Source organism: Chitinophaga rupis (genome assembly GCF_900109685.1).
In the GTDB taxonomy this organism is placed as follows: domain Bacteria; phylum Bacteroidota; class Bacteroidia; order Chitinophagales; family Chitinophagaceae; genus Chitinophaga; species Chitinophaga rupis.
Map to the genome: position 1 here is coordinate 1,079,818 of NZ_FOBB01000001.1, position 16,983 is coordinate 1,096,800.

Here is a 16,983-nt window from a genome sequence, read left to right on the forward strand (position 1 = left end):
TCCACAGCATAGGCTTTGGTTAAATTTGTCAACGAGATATGGTCTGTCAGGTTAAAATAAGGAAGTGGGCACTGTCCCTCTTTTTTTGTTTGGGCGTTATAGCTTGCGCTACGGCCCAGGAATTCCGTTTTACTACCAATGTAAGCAGCACCCGTGTTGCGCAGGATGAACCTTTCCAGATACAGTTCATGCTGGAAAATGCATCCAATGTAGCCAGCTTTACACCACCGGCGTTTACAGATTTTGAAGTAATGCAGGGCCCCTCCCAGGTACAGGGTCAATCCATTTACAACGGCCGCCGCTCTGAATACATAGCGCTGATCTATGTACTGCAGCCCAAACGTACCGGTAACTTTACCTTATCCGGCGCTATGGCCCGGGTAAATGGGAATGTGGTACATTCCAATCCTGTTACTATTGAGGTGATCAAAAGTGTTAATCACAACGCTGCGCCACCGCAGGCACCCACACAACAGCCACCCGGCTTCCAACCCAGCCACCGCGGCCCGGATGAGGATGTGGCCGAAGGCATTTTGCGTAAGGGCGAAGATGTGGATGCCAAGCTGCGTAAAAATATTTTTCTGAAAGTAGATGTAGATAAAACCAACCTGTACGAAGGCGAGCAGCTAACGGCTACGTATAAACTGTATACCCGCCTGCCCACTAATTCCAGCGTAACACGCGTACCGGCATTCAAAGGTTTTTCTGCTAAAGATATTGAGCTGCCTAACCCGCCGCAGGCCACTACGGAACGTATAAACGGGCAGCTGTTCAAAGTTTTCACCATCCGTAAAACGCTGCTGTTCCCCTTACAATCCGGTAACCTGGAGCTGGACCCGGTAGAAGTGGATAACCAGGTACGCCTGGTAAAGCTTTCACACGATAACCGCAAGCGGTCCAGGGACCCGTTTGAAGATTTCTTCAATGATCCCGGTTTTAAAGATCCCTTTAATGATCCGTTCTTTGATGATTTCTTTAACCGGCCCGAAGTATCTTATGAAGATGTGCCGTACAAGATCCAGAGCACCCCGGTAAAGATCACGGTAAAACCATTACCGGTTGATACCCGCCCGCCCAGCTACAACGGCGCGGTAGGGCACTTTAACATGAGCGCCACCATTGATAAAACCACGCTTACTACCGATGATGCGCTGACCTTAAAAGTGAATATCTCCGGCCAGGGTAATGTGAACCTGCTGAACCAGCCGAAGGTTGAGATCCCCGGCAGCTTTGAAAAATACGATCCCAAGGTTACCGACAATATTGAAAAGAACAGTAACCCGCTTTCCGGAAGCCGGCAGTTTGAGTTTGCGCTAATGCCGCTGGAAGCAGGCGACCAAACCATTCCGCCGGTTGAGTTCTCGTACTTTGATCCCGTAGCGCATGCCTATAAAACCATTAAGTCGCAGGCGTTTAATATTAAAGTAACGCCGGGCAAACAGAATAAACGTGATAAGGAAGATTTCAGCGTTGATAAAAATGTGCTGATACCTGTGCACCTGGCGCCGCAGCGCTGGAGCAAAGATGCCGGCTTTTTACTCGGCAGCGTATGGTACTACCTGTTATTGCTGATACCCATTATAGCATTGATAGCAGGCATTTTATACCGCCGCCGCCAGCACTACCAGCAAAATAATGCCGCCCTGCTTAAACACCGCTATGCCAACAAGGCAGCGCTGAAACGTTTGGAGCTGGCTGCCCGTTACCTGAAAGAAGGTAAGGACCGCGCTTTTTATGAAGAAACTTCCCGCGCCGTATGGGGTTACCTGAGCCATAAGCTGGAAATTCCCTTTGCCGATCTGAATAAACAGCTGGTACAAAACAAGCTGGCCGGCCGCCGGATCAACGGGGAGAATACCCTGCAGCTTTTTGACCTGCTGGATAACTGTGAAATGGCGCTGTATGCACCGGCACAAAGCAACGATAAAATGCAGGGCACTTACCAGCAGGCTGTAAAAGTGATCAGCCAGCTGGAGGAGCAATTGAAAACGAAGCAACAAGTAGTATGAGACCGGTACGCTATATAATCCTTTTATTGCTGCTGGGTTATAATACCCTGCAGGCGCAGGATCTTACGCCGCAGCAGCGGTTTGAAAAAGCCAATACCCTGTACCAGCAAAATAAATACACAGAGGCTGCCGGCATATATCAGCAGCTGATCAATGAAGGTTATCCGCTGGAGGATCTGTACTTCAACGCAGGCAACGCCTACTACAAAAGCAACCGCACCGGTCAGGCTATTTACAACTACGAAAAAGCATTACAGCTTAACCCGTATAATGAATCCGTTATTCATAATCTGGACCTGGCTAACCAGCGCGTACAGGGCTTTACCGATGAACTGCCTTTACTGTTCTTCCAGAAATGGTGGCAGCAGTGGGAGCACCTGCATACACCCAATGGCTGGGCAGTTGGCAGCCTGGTGTTATTCTGGCTGCTGATCGGCGGGGTGCTGGCTTATTTGCTGGCAGCGCGTTTTAATAATCGTATCGTTCGTATGGGGGTTAGCGTTATAGGTGTAGTGTTTGTTGCATACCTGTTCATGGCCATTTACACCTACAGCAGCCTGCATAGCCACCATACCGGCATTGTTATGAACAGCGGCATAAAGGCCAAAGCAGCGCCGGACCAGAACGGCAAAGACCTGTTTGAGCTGAATGAAGGTATGAAAGTGCAGGTATTGGATGCCACTGCGGATTACTGCAAAGTGCAGCTGGCAGATGGTAAAACCGGGTGGATAGCCTGCGATGAGGTGAAACGTTTATAACTTCTCGATCCGCGCCATAAACTCCTGCTTGCGCTGCCGCGATACCGGTATGCTGGCGCCATCGCTCATAATGATCTCTCCTCCGTCTCCCTTAATATATTTATCCATAAAGGAAAGGTTAATGAGGTAGCTGTGATGCACCCTGAAAAATCCTTTGTCCTTCAGCACCGCTTCCACTTCTTTTAACGTGCGGCATATCAGCGGCGGGTTTTGGCCATCCTGCAGCAGCAGCCGGGTATAGGCGCCCTCCGCCATACAGTACATTACATCTTTGGGCAGCACCATGCGCAGGCCTTCCAGTGTGGGCAGGGCCAGGCGTTCATTAGCCTGCAGGTGCTCATGCAGGAACTGTAACAGGTGCTGAAGCTTGGTGCCGGTAAGGAGCAGCTGGCGGGCAGCCGCTTTTTCCACGGCCCTTAACAGCTCATCCTTATCAATAGGTTTTAAAAGATAATCCAGCGCGCTGTGGCGAATGGCGCGGATGGCGTATTGATCATATGCCGTAGTAAAGATCACGGAAAAAGGTGTGGCAGGGCAGGCTTCCAGCAGCTCAAAACCATTCATTCCGGGCATTTCCACATCCAGGAACAACAACTCCGGGGGCTGCCTTTCAATGGCTTCCAGCGCAGTTGGCCCGTCAACGCAAACAGCATCAATGGTAATATCCGGGCAATGCCGGCTAAGGAGCAGCATTAACACATCACGACAGTGTTTTTCGTCATCCACAATAATGGCACGCATTGGTGGCAATTGGCAATAGTGATGGATAGTTAGTTGGCCTAGTCTTCAGTTACGGATCTGTCCCACCTAAAAATTACGAAAATAAAATGTAAACCGCGTTTTTAACTGCAGCCGGTGGCTATGCTCACCCGGCCTGCTGGTGGCGGCTGGTAATATGCTGAAGGTTAATAGTAATACGGCTAACACTGGTTTGGGAAGGCTCGTCATAAATATCCTGCTCTGTTACCTGGGCGTGTATGTGGTACTTTTCACTCATTATCTGCAGGCGCTCCGCCGCAATGGCTACGTTGCGGCTCAGCTGCGTGGCTGCATAGGAGGCGGGCTGCAGCTCCCCGCGCACGCCATTATCCTCTACCTGTATAAATAGCTGGTCCTGGTGGCGGCCAATAAATACTTCCAGCCGGCCGCCGCTTTTTTGCGGACGCTGTAGTATGCGGTGCCAGATGGCCTGCTGCACATAAGGCTGTATGATCATAGGGGGTACCAGGGTGAACTGGTGGCTTACTTCCGGTGAAAGGTGCAGCTTATACACGAACTGCGGTTCAAAACGCAGCTGCTCCAGCTGAATGTACAGCTCCAGGGCTTCCACATCTTCCTCCAGGCTAATCCATTCTTTGTTAAAATTAGCTATCATGAGGCGCATAAGCTTTGAAAAGCGCGTCAGGTACAGGGAGGCCATATCCGTGCTGGTGCTGAGGATGTAATGGTGAATTGCGTTTAAACTGTTGAAGATGAAATGGGGATCCATCTGCGCCTGAAAGGCATGCAGCTCAAGATTCACCATAGATTGCCGCCGGTCTATTTCCCTGGTGGAGTTACGCCTGATACTTCTTTCGCGGCGGTAAAATAAGCAGCAGATAAGCGCTATGCTTAATAAGAAGAATAACCAATAGTTCCAATCGCCCGCTGAAAACATATGCCCGGATTGCAGTAACACTAATAAGGTTTACAAAAGGATCAATAGCAAAGTGTAGCTGGTACACCTATTAAATATCTACTAAATCGCACTCAATGTAAAGTGCCAATTACTACAAGGCAGTATTTATATTGCAATTGGAGGGAAAACTATTATAAGTGGTTCGGGGTAAATTACTGTTCCGTAAACTTGTAACCAACGCCTCTTACAGAGTGGAAGTATTTGGAGTTACGGCTGTCTTCCTCAAAGTATTTGCGGAAGTTCAGGATAAAGTTATCAATGGTGCGGGTGGTGGGGTACACGTTATAGCCCCATACTACCTGCAGTATCTTTTCGCGGGTTACTACCTCCCCCTTGTTCTCTATCAGCAGCTTCAGGAGCATGGTCTCTTTTTTACTCAGCTCATAGCTTTTCCCATCCTTCCCTATGCATTCCTGCGCAGCAAAATCAATGGTGTTATTGCCAAAGCGGTAAACGTTGGGCACACTATCCTTATCCTGTATACGCTTGTTCTTTACGATCAGCTTTTCCACCCTTAACAGCAGCTCTTCCAGGTTAAAGGGTTTGGTCATATAATCATCCCCCCCTTTTTTAAGGCCCAGCACGCGGTCGGCACTGCTGTTGCGGGCGCTCAGGAACAGGATGGGCACATCATTATTTTGTATACGGATGTTCTCACACACGGCTATGCCATCCATTTCCGGCAGCATAATATCCAGTATAATGAGGTCAAAATATTCGTTCTTCACTGCCTTTAGCGCAGTGGTGCCATTATCTGCTGCTGTTACCTCATAACCTTCCAGCTCCAGGTTCAGCTTCAGCGCTTCCTGGAGGTTTTCCTCATCTTCTACCAATAGTATAGATGCTTTCGTTGCTTCTTTCATATCCTTCTAAGTTACATCTTCCGCTTTACAGATTGTCGGAATTGAAAACCGTGGTGCAAATTTACGCCGTTTGCACGGAATATAACGGCCAGCTGATCTCAAAGCAGGCGCCTGAAGGGGTATTATCCTTTACCTGTATGGTAGCCCCATGCTGTTCCATGATCTTTTGGGTAAGGAACAGGCCCAGGCCGGAGCCCTTTGCCTTACGGGTATTTTCATTGCCAATACGGTAAAACTTCAGGAACACCCGCTTCCGCTCTTCCACCGGTATGCCCGGCCCCTGGTCAGATACCTGCCACTTTAATACATGTCCGTTTTCGTGTAAACGTACCTTGATGACGCTTTGCTTGGGCACATATTTTACCGCATTTTCAACTAAGTTGCTCAATACCATCTGCAGCATGAATTTATCGCCTTCCACCCATATACGGGGCTGTATATCAGCTACAATGGTGTGGGTAGTAATGCGCGCCTGCAGCTCTTTGATATTACCATCCAGCAGGGCTGAAAAATCCAGCGGCTCCCTGAACAGCTTATAACGGTCTGCTTCCAGCTGGGAGGCTAACAGTATATTGTTGCACAGCTGGTCCAGGCGGTCGGTCTCTTTAATGGTATTCTCTACCAGCTTTTGCCGCTTTTCCTCATCCAGCTTGTGTTTGCGAATGGTCTCCAGGTTTAGTTTTGCAGCAGCTATGGGCGATTTTAGCTCGTGTGTTACCGCCATCATAAAATTCTGCTGCTGCTGGGTAAGCTTCATATGTTTCCATATGGAGCGGTATACAAAAAAGGCGCCTACCAGTATAATACCCAGGAAGGTGCCCCCTTCTCCAAAGAATTTAAAGGTGCGCATGCGCTCATCCTTTTCTATGCGCTGCAGCTCCATCTGGTATTCCACGGGGTGCGCCACGTTATCAATACGCAGCTCAAGGTTGCGCCGCTCAAAACCGGTGATCTGCCTGCCCTGCAGGTACAGCAGCACGCCCCACCATACCAGTGCCAGTATGGTATAGGCCAATACAAAAAGGTAAATGAAGGAAGTTACCTTCTGATCCTGTAGTTTATGTAAGAAACGTCTCATGGCCGTGCGCCGGCTTTCTCTATCCGCAGTCCCACATTCATCACATAAGGCAGCGGATTTTGCCGCATATTTTGTTCAAATGTAAAACGATAGGTGCCGGGCTTGTTCAGGATGGCCTGTTGCTGGATAGGAATGCGGTGCTCATAAATATCATCCAGCCCGCTGCCTAACCATTTGCCGGAGGCATCTGCCAGCGGCAGCTCTACCCGGCGGGGTTGCTGCAGGCTGCTGTCGCCCGGGAGCTGGGTATTTACCAGCACCCATATATTGCTGTAGGGGTAAGCATCCTGGTGGCGGATGTTTACATAAATGTTATACAGGTAGGCTGTGTCTTCCGGTTTAATGGTTACTTCAAATACTGGCTTGTATTGATAGCTCCACTGGTGCCCCGGTATTTCCTGGTTCTTTTCATAGGCATCCATTTTAACCGGCAGGCAGGATGCCAGTCCCAGGCAGCCCATTACAATGGCTGCCCCCATTTGTTTCATAAGTTGACTATAGTACATTTAATACTTGTTCTTTGGCCTTTTCCAGTTCGTCTTTCATTAATACCACCCATTGCTGTATGCCGGCATCGTTGGCTTTAGAGCCGGTGGTGTTTATTTCACGTCCTACTTCCTGCAGCACAAAACCCAGTTTTTTACCCTTGGCCATATCTGCTTCACGCAGTATCTCCTTAAAGTAACGGCAGTGGTTTTCCAGGCGCACTAGCTCCTCAGAGATATCCAGCTTCTCTAAATAAAAGATCAGCTCCTGCTCCAAACGGTTGGCATCCACATTCTCCTTACCTACATAGTCTGACAGCAGCTGTTCCAAACGCTGGCGTATACGGTCTTTACGCAGGGGGTCCAGCTCCCGTACCTTTACACAATAGCTTTCTATATTCTCTATCCGCAGCAGCAGGTCGGCCTCCAGTACGGTGCCTTCATTCTGGCGGTGGGTATCCAGTTCTTCCAGTGCGGATCTTAATACCTTCTGAATGGCCAGCCATTCCTCTTCTGCAATCTGTTCAGTGGCCGGGGTTATTACTTCCGGTAGCTTCATCAGCACATTCAGCATATCATCCTGCGGCAGGTTCAGCTCTGTTGCCAGGGTGGTAATGGATTGATAGTAGAACTTGGCCAGCTCCGTATTTACCATAACCGGCCGGGTAGCGCCGTTCTGACGTATGTTGATGGTAGCATCCAGCGTGCCGCGCTGCAAGGTTTGCTGCAGCTGGTTGCGGATGTCAAACTCGTACGGCCTTAATAAGGGGGATAATTTCAGATTCACCTCAAACTGTTTACCGTTCAAAGATTTTATCTCAACGGTTATAATAGTCTCTCCGCGCGTGCTTTCTGCCCTTCCAAACCCGGTCATTGATTTCAGCATATGGAATGTTTGTTGGTAACAAACCTAGCTAAATTAGTGGAAAGCGCAAAGGATAGCTGTTAGCGATTAGCTTTTAGCTGTTAGCGATTAGCTTTTAGCCCTTAGCTAATGGCTCCTGCTAACAGCTAAAAGCCAACGGCCAATGGCTTATTTAAACAGGGCATTGTACACCGCTTCCCGTTCCAGCTGCAGCATATCTCCGGGCTGCAGGCCGTCAAGGGTAAGACCGGCTATCCGGTAACGGATAAGCCTCAACGTCGGGAAACCAACAGCCGCCGTCATTTTACGCACCTGCCGGTTCTTGCCTTCTTTAAGCATTAGCTGTATCCAGGGAGCCGGTATTTCTTTACGGAAGCGTATAGGCGGGTTACGTTCCGGTACCGGCGGCGGAGTTTCAAATAAAGCTGCTTTGCAGCGTTGGGTGTTATAGGGTTTACCATCAATGTTAATTGTCACGCCCTGCTGCAGCTGCGTTATTGCAGCAGGTGTAATGGCGCCGTCTACCTGCACCCAATATTCTCTTTCATGTGCAAAACGCGGATTTAATAAACGGTGGTTCAACGTTTTATCGTTGGTTAATATCAATAGTCCTTCACTATCATAATCCAGCCGCCCAACAGGATACACATCTTTAGGTACGGCAAAATAATCAGCCAGGCAGGCTTTGTTTGCTTCCTTACTGAACTGTGTAAGTACCTGGTAAGGCTTATAAATAACGTAATAGTACAACAACAGCTGATAATGGTCTTTGGTGAACGCCCTGCAAATTAGTAATTTTGCAGCATCACATATGGGCACACCTCTTAAACAGATCACCTGTCAACATTGTCAAGCCCGCTTTGGTTCTATCTTTTGCAAAGCGGAGGGAGAAAATATCACGGCTATTGATGAAGCCCGTGTATGCTCATTATACAAAAAAGGACAGGTCATTTTCCAGGAAGGCGCTCACTCATTTGGTATCTACTGCATTAACTCCGGAAAAATAAAACTCACCCATAGCGGCGACGACGGCCGCGAACAGATCATACGCCTGGTAAAAGAAGGGGATATTATGGGTTATAAAGCCTTATTAAGCGGCGAACGGTATACCGCTACCGCGGTAGCGCTGGAAGATGCACAGGTATGTTTTATCCCCAAAGACCTGTTCCTGAACGTACTGCAAAAAGATCCCGGCCTTTCTTTTGAAATGATGCGCATCCTATCCAGCGAACTGCGCAAAGCTGAATTAAAGATCACCCACCTGGCTCAGAAACCGGTAAGGGAACGCTTAGCGGAAACCCTGTTATTCATTCATGAAACCTATGGCGTAGAAAGCGACGGACAAACCCTGAACGTTCGCCTTTCAAGAGAAGAAATTGCCAACCTGGTAGGTACCGCTACAGAATCTGCCATCCGCTTACTCTCCGAATTTAAGAAAGACGGCCTCATAGAACTGGAAGGCAAAAAAATACGCCTGCTGCAAATGAACCACCTTATAAAAGCCGCTAATCTTCAGGATTAACAAGGGTTTTCATTTATACTACGTGTATCCCGCAACGTTATAATTTCCTTTCTTTTTCACCGCTTTTTAAGCCGGGGTTACTGCTTTTTTATGCGTTAAAGGATGTTTTATGGATCATCGCCGCATTTTTAATGCGCTTACACAAAAAAATTTTGGGTAAAGCAGGGCTTTAAAGGTCCAAAAAGCAAAAAACAGCCCTTTGCTTGTTGTGCATGATACCCGGATGAAAAGGATAAAAAGCAATGTAAGGAGATGATGCTTTTGAAGATGATAAAAATGGCTGTAAGCTGAAACGCTGGGTAGTAGCGGGTTTTAAAGGCAATAAAAAAAGTCTGACCGTGCGAACAATCAGACTTTCTTGTTATGTGAATGGGTTAGTAAGTACAGGGAAACAAAATTCCCTACACAATATTAAAAAGAATTTTATGACAAAAGAAAAATTTTACAAAAAATTTTATTCACACCACTAAAAAAAGTGTGGATAACAACAGTCTGCTGAACGAAGATGGAAGTAAAGAAGTACTTCTTACTTCCTTTCATCTGCATCAAACTTTCACCTAACTTTGCTCACCTAAAATCACTCACTAATTCAATATGCTATGAAGTTTGAAGCACCTGTTGCCGTTACAGAGATAGCCGCTATGATAGGCGCAGCGCTGGAAGGCAACCATCAGCTGATGGCCTCCGGTATCAATGAGATCCATAAAGTACAGGAAGGAGATATATCATTTGTGGACTTTGAGAAGTACTATGATAAAGCCCTTAATTCTGCAGCCACCATTATCATCATCAATAAAAAAGTAGCCTGCCCGGCAGGTAAGGCGCTGTTGGTTACCGACGATCCGTTTAGTGCCTATGTATCCCTGGTAAAACATTTCCGTCCGTTTGAACCCTCCTCCAAACCCATCAGCGATACCGCCGTAATAGGTGAAGACACCATCATACAACCTAACGTATTCATTGGTAATCATGTGCGTATAGGCAGCAATTGCCTCATACATCCCAACGTTACTATTTATGACCATACTGTTATTGGCGATAACGTGATCATTCATGCAGGTACCGTTATTGGCGCCGATGCGTTTTACTTTAAAAAAAGGAAGGAACGCGCCGTGATGTATGATAAAATGGAAAGCTGCGGCCGGGTTATTATTGAAAGTGATGTGGAAATAGGCGCCGGCTGCACCATTGACAAAGGTGTAAGCGGTGATACCATCATAGGCCAGGGCACCAAGCTGGATAACATGATACACATTGGCCATGGTACCGTAATAGGCCGCAACTGCCTGTTCGCCGCACAGGTAGGCATTGGTGGCAAAGCCCGTATAGAAGATAACGTGATCCTCTGGGGACAGGTAGGCGTATCCAAAGACCTGGTGATCGGTAAAGATGCCGTAGTGCTGGCACAATCAGGCGTACCCAGCTCACTGGAAGGTGGTAAAACATACTTTGGCTCACCGGTAGAAGATGCCCGCAATAAAATGAAAGAGCTGAACTGGATAAAACGTATCCCTGAACTGTGGGAAAAAGTAATGAATAAATAGCTTTTAGCTTTTAGCAGCTAACGGCTAATAGCTAAAAGCTAATAGCCCAATAATAGCCAACCGCTAATATCATGCATATATCCCTTTTACAGAGCTTTGTTGCTGCTGTTCTATGCTTTGCCAGCCCTGTTAATACAACAACACCCGCTGCTGCGCAGGATCTTTATACTGATGACCAGGAGTGGAAGGTAGAGATCAGCGATGGCTGGTTCTCTGCCAAAACATTCCATTACGGCGCTTATACCACTACCGCCCGTAAGAACAGTGTGGCCAGCGCCACCAACATTACTTTTAAGAACGTTGAGAACCCTTTTAATTTCCTGGTAAAAGACAGCAGCGAGCAAATACTGGTACAGGCTTTAAGCACGCCGCGCGTTAGTTTCTCCGGCCGTGCTTTACCCGACTGGCTGGAAAAAACGCCTCCCACCAATCCGCTTTTTTACATTCTTATTAACGGTACCCAAAGTAACCCGCTGGTACGCTGGGAGCTGCTGTTAAAAAACCCGCATTACCTGGAGCTGAATGATAATAAACCCATTGGCATACTGCGCTCACCGGATACAGAGATCCGTGTTACTGCGCATAACCGTTTTGGTATTGTAAACTCTTATGAGAAGGTGTGTTATGAGTTCCATATAAAGGGCAATGCAGTAGCGGCGGTGATGCCGGGAGAGCAGCCCCGGGTATGGGTAAGCAAGCGTGTGAAGGCCGATACGGAAAAGGTGCTGGCAGCCGCAATAGGCGCCTTGTTATTTAGATAGCTTACCCGCGGCTGCGTCTTGTAAAAAGTCTTTACAAACACGGGCAATGGTTTGTTTTAACGGGGTGAACCGGAATTCCGGTAATGCCTGTAAGATCTTATCCGTGTTATAGTATATTTTCATTTGGGCGGTACGGGCGGTTTCTTTTGTAACCAGGGGTTTACTGCCGGAGAACAAGCCTTTCACTTTCTCCATACGCCACACCACTTCCGCCAGCCAGGGCTGCACATTGATATGCGGCGGTTTTTTACCCAGTTGTGCAGCCATTTCAGCAAAAAGATCGTAATAGCTCCAGTTCTCTGAAGAAAGCAGGTAACGTTCCCCGCTGATATCACTATCCATTAGCGCGCACATTACCTTCACCACATCTTCCACATCCACATAGCCGTTAATGCCTTTGGTATAAAAGGGAAATTCTTTCCAGGCATTCTTAAACAGCGCACCGGAACCATCGTGCCAGTAGCTGCTGCCCAGGATAATGGATGGGTTTACAATAGCTGCCGGTAATCCTTCTGCTACGCCGCGCCATACTTCCATTTCACTGCGGTATTTGCTAACCGCGTATTGGGAGTTACTACGGCTTTCCACCCACTCGCTTTCCTCACTTACCGGCACGCCCTCTTTTGTACGGCCCAGGGCAGCAACAGAGCTCACATGCACCAGCTTTTGCACACCGGCATCCAGGGCAAGGTTCACTATGTTAGCGGTACCTTCAATATTTATCTGCATCATGCTGCGGTGTGCAGCAGGCAGAAAAGATACTACGGCGGCACAATGGTATACCTGTGTAATACCCTGCATGGCTTCTTCCAGGCTTATAACATCCAGCACATCGCCCTGGAACCATGTTATCTGTGATTGTATATCCTGTAATGTTTCGGGTATCTGCTGGCGGTATAAAGCGCGTACGGGCTTGCCGGCCTTTACCAGTGCCCGTAATAGATTACTGCCTAAAAAACCTGTTCCGCCGGTAACTAAGATCATGAGCGCAAAAGTAAGAATTACGAATTATCAATTACGAATTACGAATTAAATGCAGCGATTTCAGGCATTTTATATGATCAATCATTATTAGACCTTGTAAACCATTTCCAGTAAATCCTTTACTAATAAGCATCCCAGCTACCCCATACATAATCCCTATCCCGACCATCCTGCCTAACGAAATAACAAATTCGCAATGGAAAAGCAATACTTCACTGAAGTACATGCCTCATGCACCCAATTCGTAATTATTCATAATTATTTTCAATGGCATTTCCTGTTTGGCGGGGCTGGCTATGCGCCGTTTTCGGCGGGTCGTAATTGATTCCCCGGCTATCTCTCATAATTATAAAACCCCTTTCCGCTCTTCCGCCCCAGCTCTCCCTTCGCCACTCTGCTGGCCTGCAGCTCATTGGGGGCAAAACGCGGCGCCTGATCAAAAGCGTTGTATAAGGATCGGGTTACTGCCAGGTTCACATCATTCCCTATCAGGTCCATCAATGCAAAAGGCCCCATACGGAAACCTGTGCTTTCCAGCAAACGGTCAATGGTAGCAAAGTCTGCCAGCTCCTGCTCAGCAGCTTTCATGGCCTCCAGGTAATAATGCCGGGCCACCCGGTTCACAATAAAACCCGGGGCGTCTTTTACATGCACCGGTGTTTTGCCCATGCTTTTGGCCAGCTCATACACCAGCGCTGCTGTTTCAGGGTTGGTGTTTGCTGCGGTTACCACCTCTACCAGCTTCATAAGCGGAGCCGGGTTAAAGAAATGCATACCCACTACCCGCGATGGATTTATAACGCCTGCAGCTATACGGGAAACGGATAATGAGGAGGTATTACTGGCAAAAATGGCATCGCTGTGGTTAAGTTCCGCCAGCTGGTTAAACAGTCCTGTTTTAGCTTCTATTTGCTCTGCAATGGCTTCTATGATCACTGCTGCCACGCAATCCTGCAGCCGGGAGGTAAATTGCAGGCGTTGCAGCGTAGCGGTTTTATCCGCAGCAGTGAGTTTGCCTTTCGCTACTGCAGTATCCAGGTTTTGGGTTATCTGTGCCTTTGCTTTGTCCAGCATGGCAGGCTGTATATCAAACAAAAGCGTTTGGTACCCGCTGGCAGCCGCCACCTGTGCTATACCGGCGCCCATAGTACCGGCGCCGCACACGGCAATGGTTTTAATTTCGTGGAGAGCGATCATGAAGAAGGGGGTGTAAGGTCAAAAAAAGAAAAGGTGAAAGCATGCTTTCACCTTTTCTTTTATTATCTATAGCTATACCGCGCCCGTGAACTGTTCCAGGAAGCGGGTATCATTTTCGGAGAATAATCGAAGGTCTTTGATCTGGTACTTCAGCATGGTAATACGTTCTATACCCATTCCAAAAGCAAAGCCGGTATATTTTTCAGGATCAATGCCGCAGTTTTCCAGCACTTTGGGATGCACCATACCACAGCCCAATATCTCAACCCAGCCGGTATGCTTACATACGGAGCAGCCTTCGCCCCCGCAGATAATGCAGGAAATATCCATTTCTGCGCTGGGCTCTGTGAACGGGAAGTAAGAAGGGCGGAAGCGGATGCGCACCTCCTCGCCAAACAGCTCCTTCACAAAGTGATACAGCGTTTGTTTCAGATCGGCAAAAGATACATTTTCATCAATGTACAAACCCTCTGCCTGGTGAAAGAAGCAGTGTGCGCGGGCGCTGATGGTTTCATTACGGTACACCCGGCCCGGGCATATTACGCGTATGGGCAGCTTACCGGCCTCCATGGTGCGTACCTGCACGCTGGAAGTATGGGTACGCAGCAGCCAGTCGGGATTCTTGCTGATGTAAAAGGTATCCTGCATATCACGCGCCGGGTGGTTTTCCGGCAGGTTCAGCGCCGTAAAGTTGTGCCAGTCGTCTTCAATTTCCGGGCCTTCGGCTACTGTATAACCCAGCCGTGCAAATATGTTGATGATCTTATTGCGTACAATGCTGATAGGGTGGCGGGTACCCAGGCGGTGCGCTTCTGCAGGCAGGCTAAAGTCCACCGCAGCCTGCGTTTGGCCGGCGCCATCCTTTAAGTGCTCAAACTGCGTATAGCGTTCTTCCGCTATCTGCTTAAAGCTGTTCAATACCTGCCCGAACTCCTTTTTACGTTCATTGGGTACCTGCTTCATTTCCCCGAACATGGCTTTTACAATCCCTTTTGTTCCAAGGAACTTAATGCGGTATTGTTCCAGCTCATCTGCCGTTTTAGGTTCAAAGGCCTGTATTTCCTGTGTGTAGGCCGTTATTTGCTGTACTATCTGCTCCATAGGGCAACAAAGATAAGAGAATTCACATTTGCCAAAAAAATCTTACCTTTTAGGGTACAAATACCCACTATGACTGTCGCGGGCAACATTGGAGCAGTAATTGCGCTACTGGTGTGTATTGTTATCCTCGTCCTACTACTGCTAAGGTATAAACGAAAATATCAGGCAGAAGCAACGGTTACTTATTTTGCAACCTCCCTTTTTGGAAAAAATACGATCGACGATATCCTGTGGGATATCGCCAAGAACTGCATCCGCCACTTACAGTTTGAAGATTGTGTCATATACCTGCTGGATGCAGACCGGCAGGTGCTGGTGCAAAAAGCCGCCTATGGCCCCAAGAACCCTGTACGTTTTGAAATAAAAGAGCCGCTTGAAATTCCCGTAGGCCAGGGCATAACCGGTACTGTGGCCATTACCGGTAAACCGGAAATTATATTCAACACCAGTAAGGATGCCCGTTATATACAGGACGATAAACGCCGCCTGTCTGAAATAGCTGTACCCATTTGTTATGAAGGAAAGGTGATAGGCGTAATAGATTCCGAACATCACCGCCCCGGCTTTTACAGGCCCCTGCACCTGCGTGTGCTGGAAAAAATAGCCGCCATTGGCGCCATTAAAATAGGCAAAACATTGGCGGAGCAAAAGGCACAGCTGCAGGAGGCCGAGGTGCAGCAGCTGCACCGGCAGCTGGCTGAGTTCCGGCTGGTAACCCTTAAATCACAAATGAATCCCCACTTCCTGTTCAACTGCTTGAACGGGGTATATAACTGCCTGCTTACCGGGCAAATGCAAAAGGCCGAAGATTATATTTCCAGCTTTGCACGCCTGCTGCGCATGGTGTTAATGCATGCGGAAAAGAATTTTATTTCCCTGCGGGATGAAATGGACCTGCTGCAGTACTACCTGAAAATAGAATGCCTGCGTACAGACCATGCCTTTACCTATACTATGGAGGTAGATGAAGATATTAACCCCGGCGAATATTATGTGCCCGGCATGCTGATACAGCCTTTCCTTGAAAACGCCATCTGGCACGGGTTAATGAATAAAACAGGGGAGCGGCAGCTGCATATTAAATGGCGTCAGCAAAATGAGCGGGTGGTGATATGTGAGATCATGGATAATGGGGTAGGCCGCAGTGAAGCGGCAAGGTACACGGATAATGGGTTAAAAACAGGCAGGCATCAATCCAGGGGAATGGGCTTATGCCAGGAGCGGGTAGACCTGTACAAGTCCCTGTTCGATACCCGTTTCAGCATACAGGTGGCCGACCTGGTAGATGCGCGTAACCAGCCGGCCGGCACCAAAGTAACCATTGCTTTTGATATAAACCCGGATATGATCGCTACACAAGTCATTTAAAAAATAAGCTTATACCCTACCCCGCGGATGTTCACGATCTGTACCCGCGGATCTTCTTTCAGGTAGCGGCGTATTTTGGTGATGAACACATCCATGCTGCGGGCATTAAAAAAGCTATCATCCCCCCAAAGGTCCAGCAGCACAGCTTTACGCTCCATTACCTGGTTCTTGTTATCGTACAGGCGGCGCAGTATCTCCGCTTCACGGTGCGAAAGAAAAGCCGAATTACCATTACGGGTAAGCGTTTGTTTTATGTAGTTAAAAGCATACTGCCCTATCATTACTACCTCCCCGCTTTCCACACCCGGCAGGCGCGCAGGCTGCTCGCCGGCACGTTTCAGCAGGGCCTTGATACGTACGATCAGCTCATCCATGCTAAAAGGTTTCTTCAGGTAGTCATTACCACCCAGCTCAAAACCTTTCACCACATCCGCCGTTTGCGATTTGGCGGTAAGGAATATAATGGGCGTCAGCTTATCCTGCCTGCGGATCTCTGTGGTTACGCTAAACCCATCCATGTTGGGCATCATAATATCCAGCACCACCACATCCGGATGGTGCTGCTGGTACAGGCGCAGGCCATCTTTGCCATCTGCTGCGTACAGCATATCAAAGCCGCGCATTTCCAGGCTGTCTTTCACAATCTGGCCCAGCTGGTATTCATCCTCTATCAATAATACTTTTGCCATAAAACTGATTTACGATGTACGATTTTAGATTTCAGATTGGGGCCACTTTAAATCTAAAATCGTAAATCTAAGCTCTAAAAT

At 48.1% G+C, this 16,983-nt stretch carries 17 protein-coding genes; 6 read left to right on the plus strand and 11 right to left on the minus strand.

What is annotated here, in order from left to right:
- Positions 1-38 precede the first annotated feature (38 nt).
- Positions 39-2,009 carry a BatD family protein gene (locus BMZ54_RS04270; RefSeq protein ID WP_089906881.1) on the plus strand — a complete coding sequence of 657 codons (1,971 nt, stop codon included), beginning with the start codon at positions 39-41 and terminating at the stop codon, positions 2,007-2,009.
- Complete coding sequence (locus BMZ54_RS04275) at positions 2,006-2,767, plus strand: SH3 domain-containing protein (protein WP_089906882.1); 762 nt, start codon at positions 2,006-2,008, stop codon at positions 2,765-2,767. Before BMZ54_RS04270 ends, BMZ54_RS04275 begins: the two co-directional genes overlap by 4 nt.
- Here the strand turns inward: BMZ54_RS04275 and BMZ54_RS04280 are convergent.
- The 7 genes from BMZ54_RS04280 to BMZ54_RS04310 form a co-directional block, all read right to left on the minus strand.
- Positions 2,762-3,508: a LytR/AlgR family response regulator transcription factor gene (locus tag BMZ54_RS04280; RefSeq protein ID WP_089906883.1), complete on the minus strand. Its 747-nt coding sequence runs from the start codon at positions 3,506-3,508 to the stop codon at positions 2,762-2,764. The genes BMZ54_RS04275 and BMZ54_RS04280 overlap by 6 nt on opposite strands.
- Before the next feature lie 124 nt (positions 3,509-3,632).
- Positions 3,633-4,445 carry a histidine kinase gene (locus BMZ54_RS04285; RefSeq protein WP_143080903.1) on the minus strand — a complete coding sequence of 271 codons (813 nt, stop codon included), beginning with the start codon at positions 4,443-4,445 and terminating at the stop codon, positions 3,633-3,635.
- Between the two features lie 152 nt (positions 4,446-4,597).
- Entirely contained in the window at positions 4,598-5,308 is a 711-nt protein-coding gene (locus tag BMZ54_RS04290) for a response regulator transcription factor (protein ID WP_089906885.1), read from the minus strand.
- Positions 5,309-5,369: 61 nt separating this feature from the next.
- Entirely contained in the window at positions 5,370-6,386 is a 1,017-nt protein-coding gene (locus BMZ54_RS04295; protein ID WP_089906886.1) for a sensor histidine kinase, read from the minus strand.
- Entirely contained in the window at positions 6,383-6,874 is a 492-nt protein-coding gene (locus BMZ54_RS04300) for a gliding motility lipoprotein GldH (protein WP_162277469.1), read from the minus strand. The genes BMZ54_RS04295 and BMZ54_RS04300 overlap by 4 nt, the downstream gene beginning before the upstream one ends.
- Before the next feature lie 7 nt (positions 6,875-6,881).
- Positions 6,882-7,757 carry a YicC/YloC family endoribonuclease gene (locus tag BMZ54_RS04305; protein ID WP_089906888.1) on the minus strand — a complete coding sequence of 292 codons (876 nt, stop codon included), beginning with the start codon at positions 7,755-7,757 and terminating at the stop codon, positions 6,882-6,884.
- A gap of 147 nt (positions 7,758-7,904) precedes the next feature.
- Positions 7,905-8,573, minus strand: a complete 669-nt coding sequence (locus BMZ54_RS04310) for a pseudouridine synthase (RefSeq protein WP_238386488.1) — start codon at positions 8,571-8,573, stop codon at positions 7,905-7,907.
- Between BMZ54_RS04310 and BMZ54_RS04315 the strand changes: the two genes are divergently transcribed.
- From BMZ54_RS04315 to BMZ54_RS04325, 3 genes are all read left to right on the plus strand, one after another.
- Positions 8,548-9,258, plus strand: coding sequence for a Crp/Fnr family transcriptional regulator (locus BMZ54_RS04315; RefSeq protein ID WP_089906889.1), 711 nt, complete (start codon positions 8,548-8,550; stop codon positions 9,256-9,258). The genes BMZ54_RS04310 and BMZ54_RS04315 overlap by 26 nt on opposite strands.
- Positions 9,259-9,857: 599 nt before the next feature.
- Positions 9,858-10,802 carry a UDP-3-O-(3-hydroxymyristoyl)glucosamine N-acyltransferase gene (locus tag BMZ54_RS04320; protein ID WP_089906890.1) on the plus strand — a complete coding sequence of 315 codons (945 nt, stop codon included), beginning with the start codon at positions 9,858-9,860 and terminating at the stop codon, positions 10,800-10,802.
- A 71-nt stretch (positions 10,803-10,873) separates the two neighbouring features.
- The gene (locus BMZ54_RS04325; RefSeq protein WP_089906891.1) at positions 10,874-11,563 is read left to right on the plus strand and encodes a hypothetical protein; all 690 of its coding nucleotides are present in this window, start codon (positions 10,874-10,876) and stop codon (positions 11,561-11,563) included.
- On the opposite strand, the gene BMZ54_RS04330 is transcribed toward BMZ54_RS04325, so the two are convergent.
- From BMZ54_RS04330 to pheS, 3 genes are all read right to left on the minus strand, one after another.
- Positions 11,552-12,547, minus strand: a complete 996-nt coding sequence (locus tag BMZ54_RS04330; protein WP_089906892.1) for an NAD-dependent epimerase/dehydratase family protein — start codon at positions 12,545-12,547, stop codon at positions 11,552-11,554. The genes BMZ54_RS04325 and BMZ54_RS04330 overlap by 12 nt on opposite strands.
- Positions 12,548-12,880: 333 nt before the next feature.
- Complete coding sequence (locus BMZ54_RS04335) at positions 12,881-13,744, minus strand: 3-hydroxyacyl-CoA dehydrogenase NAD-binding domain-containing protein (protein WP_089906893.1); 864 nt, start codon at positions 13,742-13,744, stop codon at positions 12,881-12,883.
- A 72-nt stretch (positions 13,745-13,816) separates the two neighbouring features.
- Positions 13,817-14,845 carry a phenylalanine--tRNA ligase subunit alpha gene (gene pheS, locus BMZ54_RS04340; RefSeq protein WP_089906894.1) on the minus strand — a complete coding sequence of 343 codons (1,029 nt, stop codon included), beginning with the start codon at positions 14,843-14,845 and terminating at the stop codon, positions 13,817-13,819.
- Between the two features lie 69 nt (positions 14,846-14,914).
- On the opposite strand from pheS, the gene BMZ54_RS04345 reads away from it, so the two are divergent.
- Positions 14,915-16,213, plus strand: coding sequence for a histidine kinase (locus tag BMZ54_RS04345; RefSeq protein ID WP_089906895.1), 1,299 nt, complete (start codon positions 14,915-14,917; stop codon positions 16,211-16,213).
- Here the strand turns inward: BMZ54_RS04345 and BMZ54_RS04350 are convergent.
- Positions 16,210-16,902, minus strand: a complete 693-nt coding sequence (locus BMZ54_RS04350; RefSeq protein WP_089906896.1) for a response regulator transcription factor — start codon at positions 16,900-16,902, stop codon at positions 16,210-16,212. The two genes, BMZ54_RS04345 and BMZ54_RS04350, sit on opposite strands and share 4 nt — an antisense overlap.
- Positions 16,903-16,983 lie beyond the last annotated feature (81 nt).

Excerpts from the sequence above, each read along its gene's own strand:
- pheS (WP_089906894.1), bottom strand. The coding sequence starts at position 14,845 with ATGGAGCAGATAGTACAGCAAATAACGGCCTACACACAGGAAATACAG.
- BMZ54_RS04330 (WP_089906892.1), bottom strand. The coding sequence starts at position 12,547 with ATGATCTTAGTTACCGGCGGAACAGGTTTTTTAGGCAGTAATCTATTA.
- BMZ54_RS04290 (WP_089906885.1), bottom strand. The coding sequence starts at position 5,308 with ATGAAAGAAGCAACGAAAGCATCTATACTATTGGTAGAAGATGAGGAA.
- BMZ54_RS04275 (WP_089906882.1), top strand. The coding sequence starts at position 2,006 with ATGAGACCGGTACGCTATATAATCCTTTTATTGCTGCTGGGTTATAAT.
- BMZ54_RS04345 (WP_089906895.1), top strand. The coding sequence starts at position 14,915 with ATGACTGTCGCGGGCAACATTGGAGCAGTAATTGCGCTACTGGTGTGT.
- BMZ54_RS04305 (WP_089906888.1), bottom strand. The coding sequence starts at position 7,757 with ATGCTGAAATCAATGACCGGGTTTGGAAGGGCAGAAAGCACGCGCGGA.
- BMZ54_RS04320 (WP_089906890.1), top strand. The coding sequence starts at position 9,858 with ATGAAGTTTGAAGCACCTGTTGCCGTTACAGAGATAGCCGCTATGATA.
- BMZ54_RS04300 (WP_162277469.1), bottom strand. The coding sequence starts at position 6,874 with ATGAAACAAATGGGGGCAGCCATTGTAATGGGCTGCCTGGGACTGGCA.
- BMZ54_RS04295 (WP_089906886.1), bottom strand. The coding sequence starts at position 6,386 with ATGAGACGTTTCTTACATAAACTACAGGATCAGAAGGTAACTTCCTTC.
- BMZ54_RS04270 (WP_089906881.1), top strand. The coding sequence starts at position 39 with ATGGTCTGTCAGGTTAAAATAAGGAAGTGGGCACTGTCCCTCTTTTTT.
- BMZ54_RS04315 (WP_089906889.1), top strand. The coding sequence starts at position 8,548 with ATGGGCACACCTCTTAAACAGATCACCTGTCAACATTGTCAAGCCCGC.
- BMZ54_RS04325 (WP_089906891.1), top strand. The coding sequence starts at position 10,874 with ATGCATATATCCCTTTTACAGAGCTTTGTTGCTGCTGTTCTATGCTTT.
- BMZ54_RS04335 (WP_089906893.1), bottom strand. The coding sequence starts at position 13,744 with ATGATCGCTCTCCACGAAATTAAAACCATTGCCGTGTGCGGCGCCGGT.
- BMZ54_RS04350 (WP_089906896.1), bottom strand. The coding sequence starts at position 16,902 with ATGGCAAAAGTATTATTGATAGAGGATGAATACCAGCTGGGCCAGATT.
- BMZ54_RS04280 (WP_089906883.1), bottom strand. The coding sequence starts at position 3,508 with ATGCGTGCCATTATTGTGGATGACGAAAAACACTGTCGTGATGTGTTA.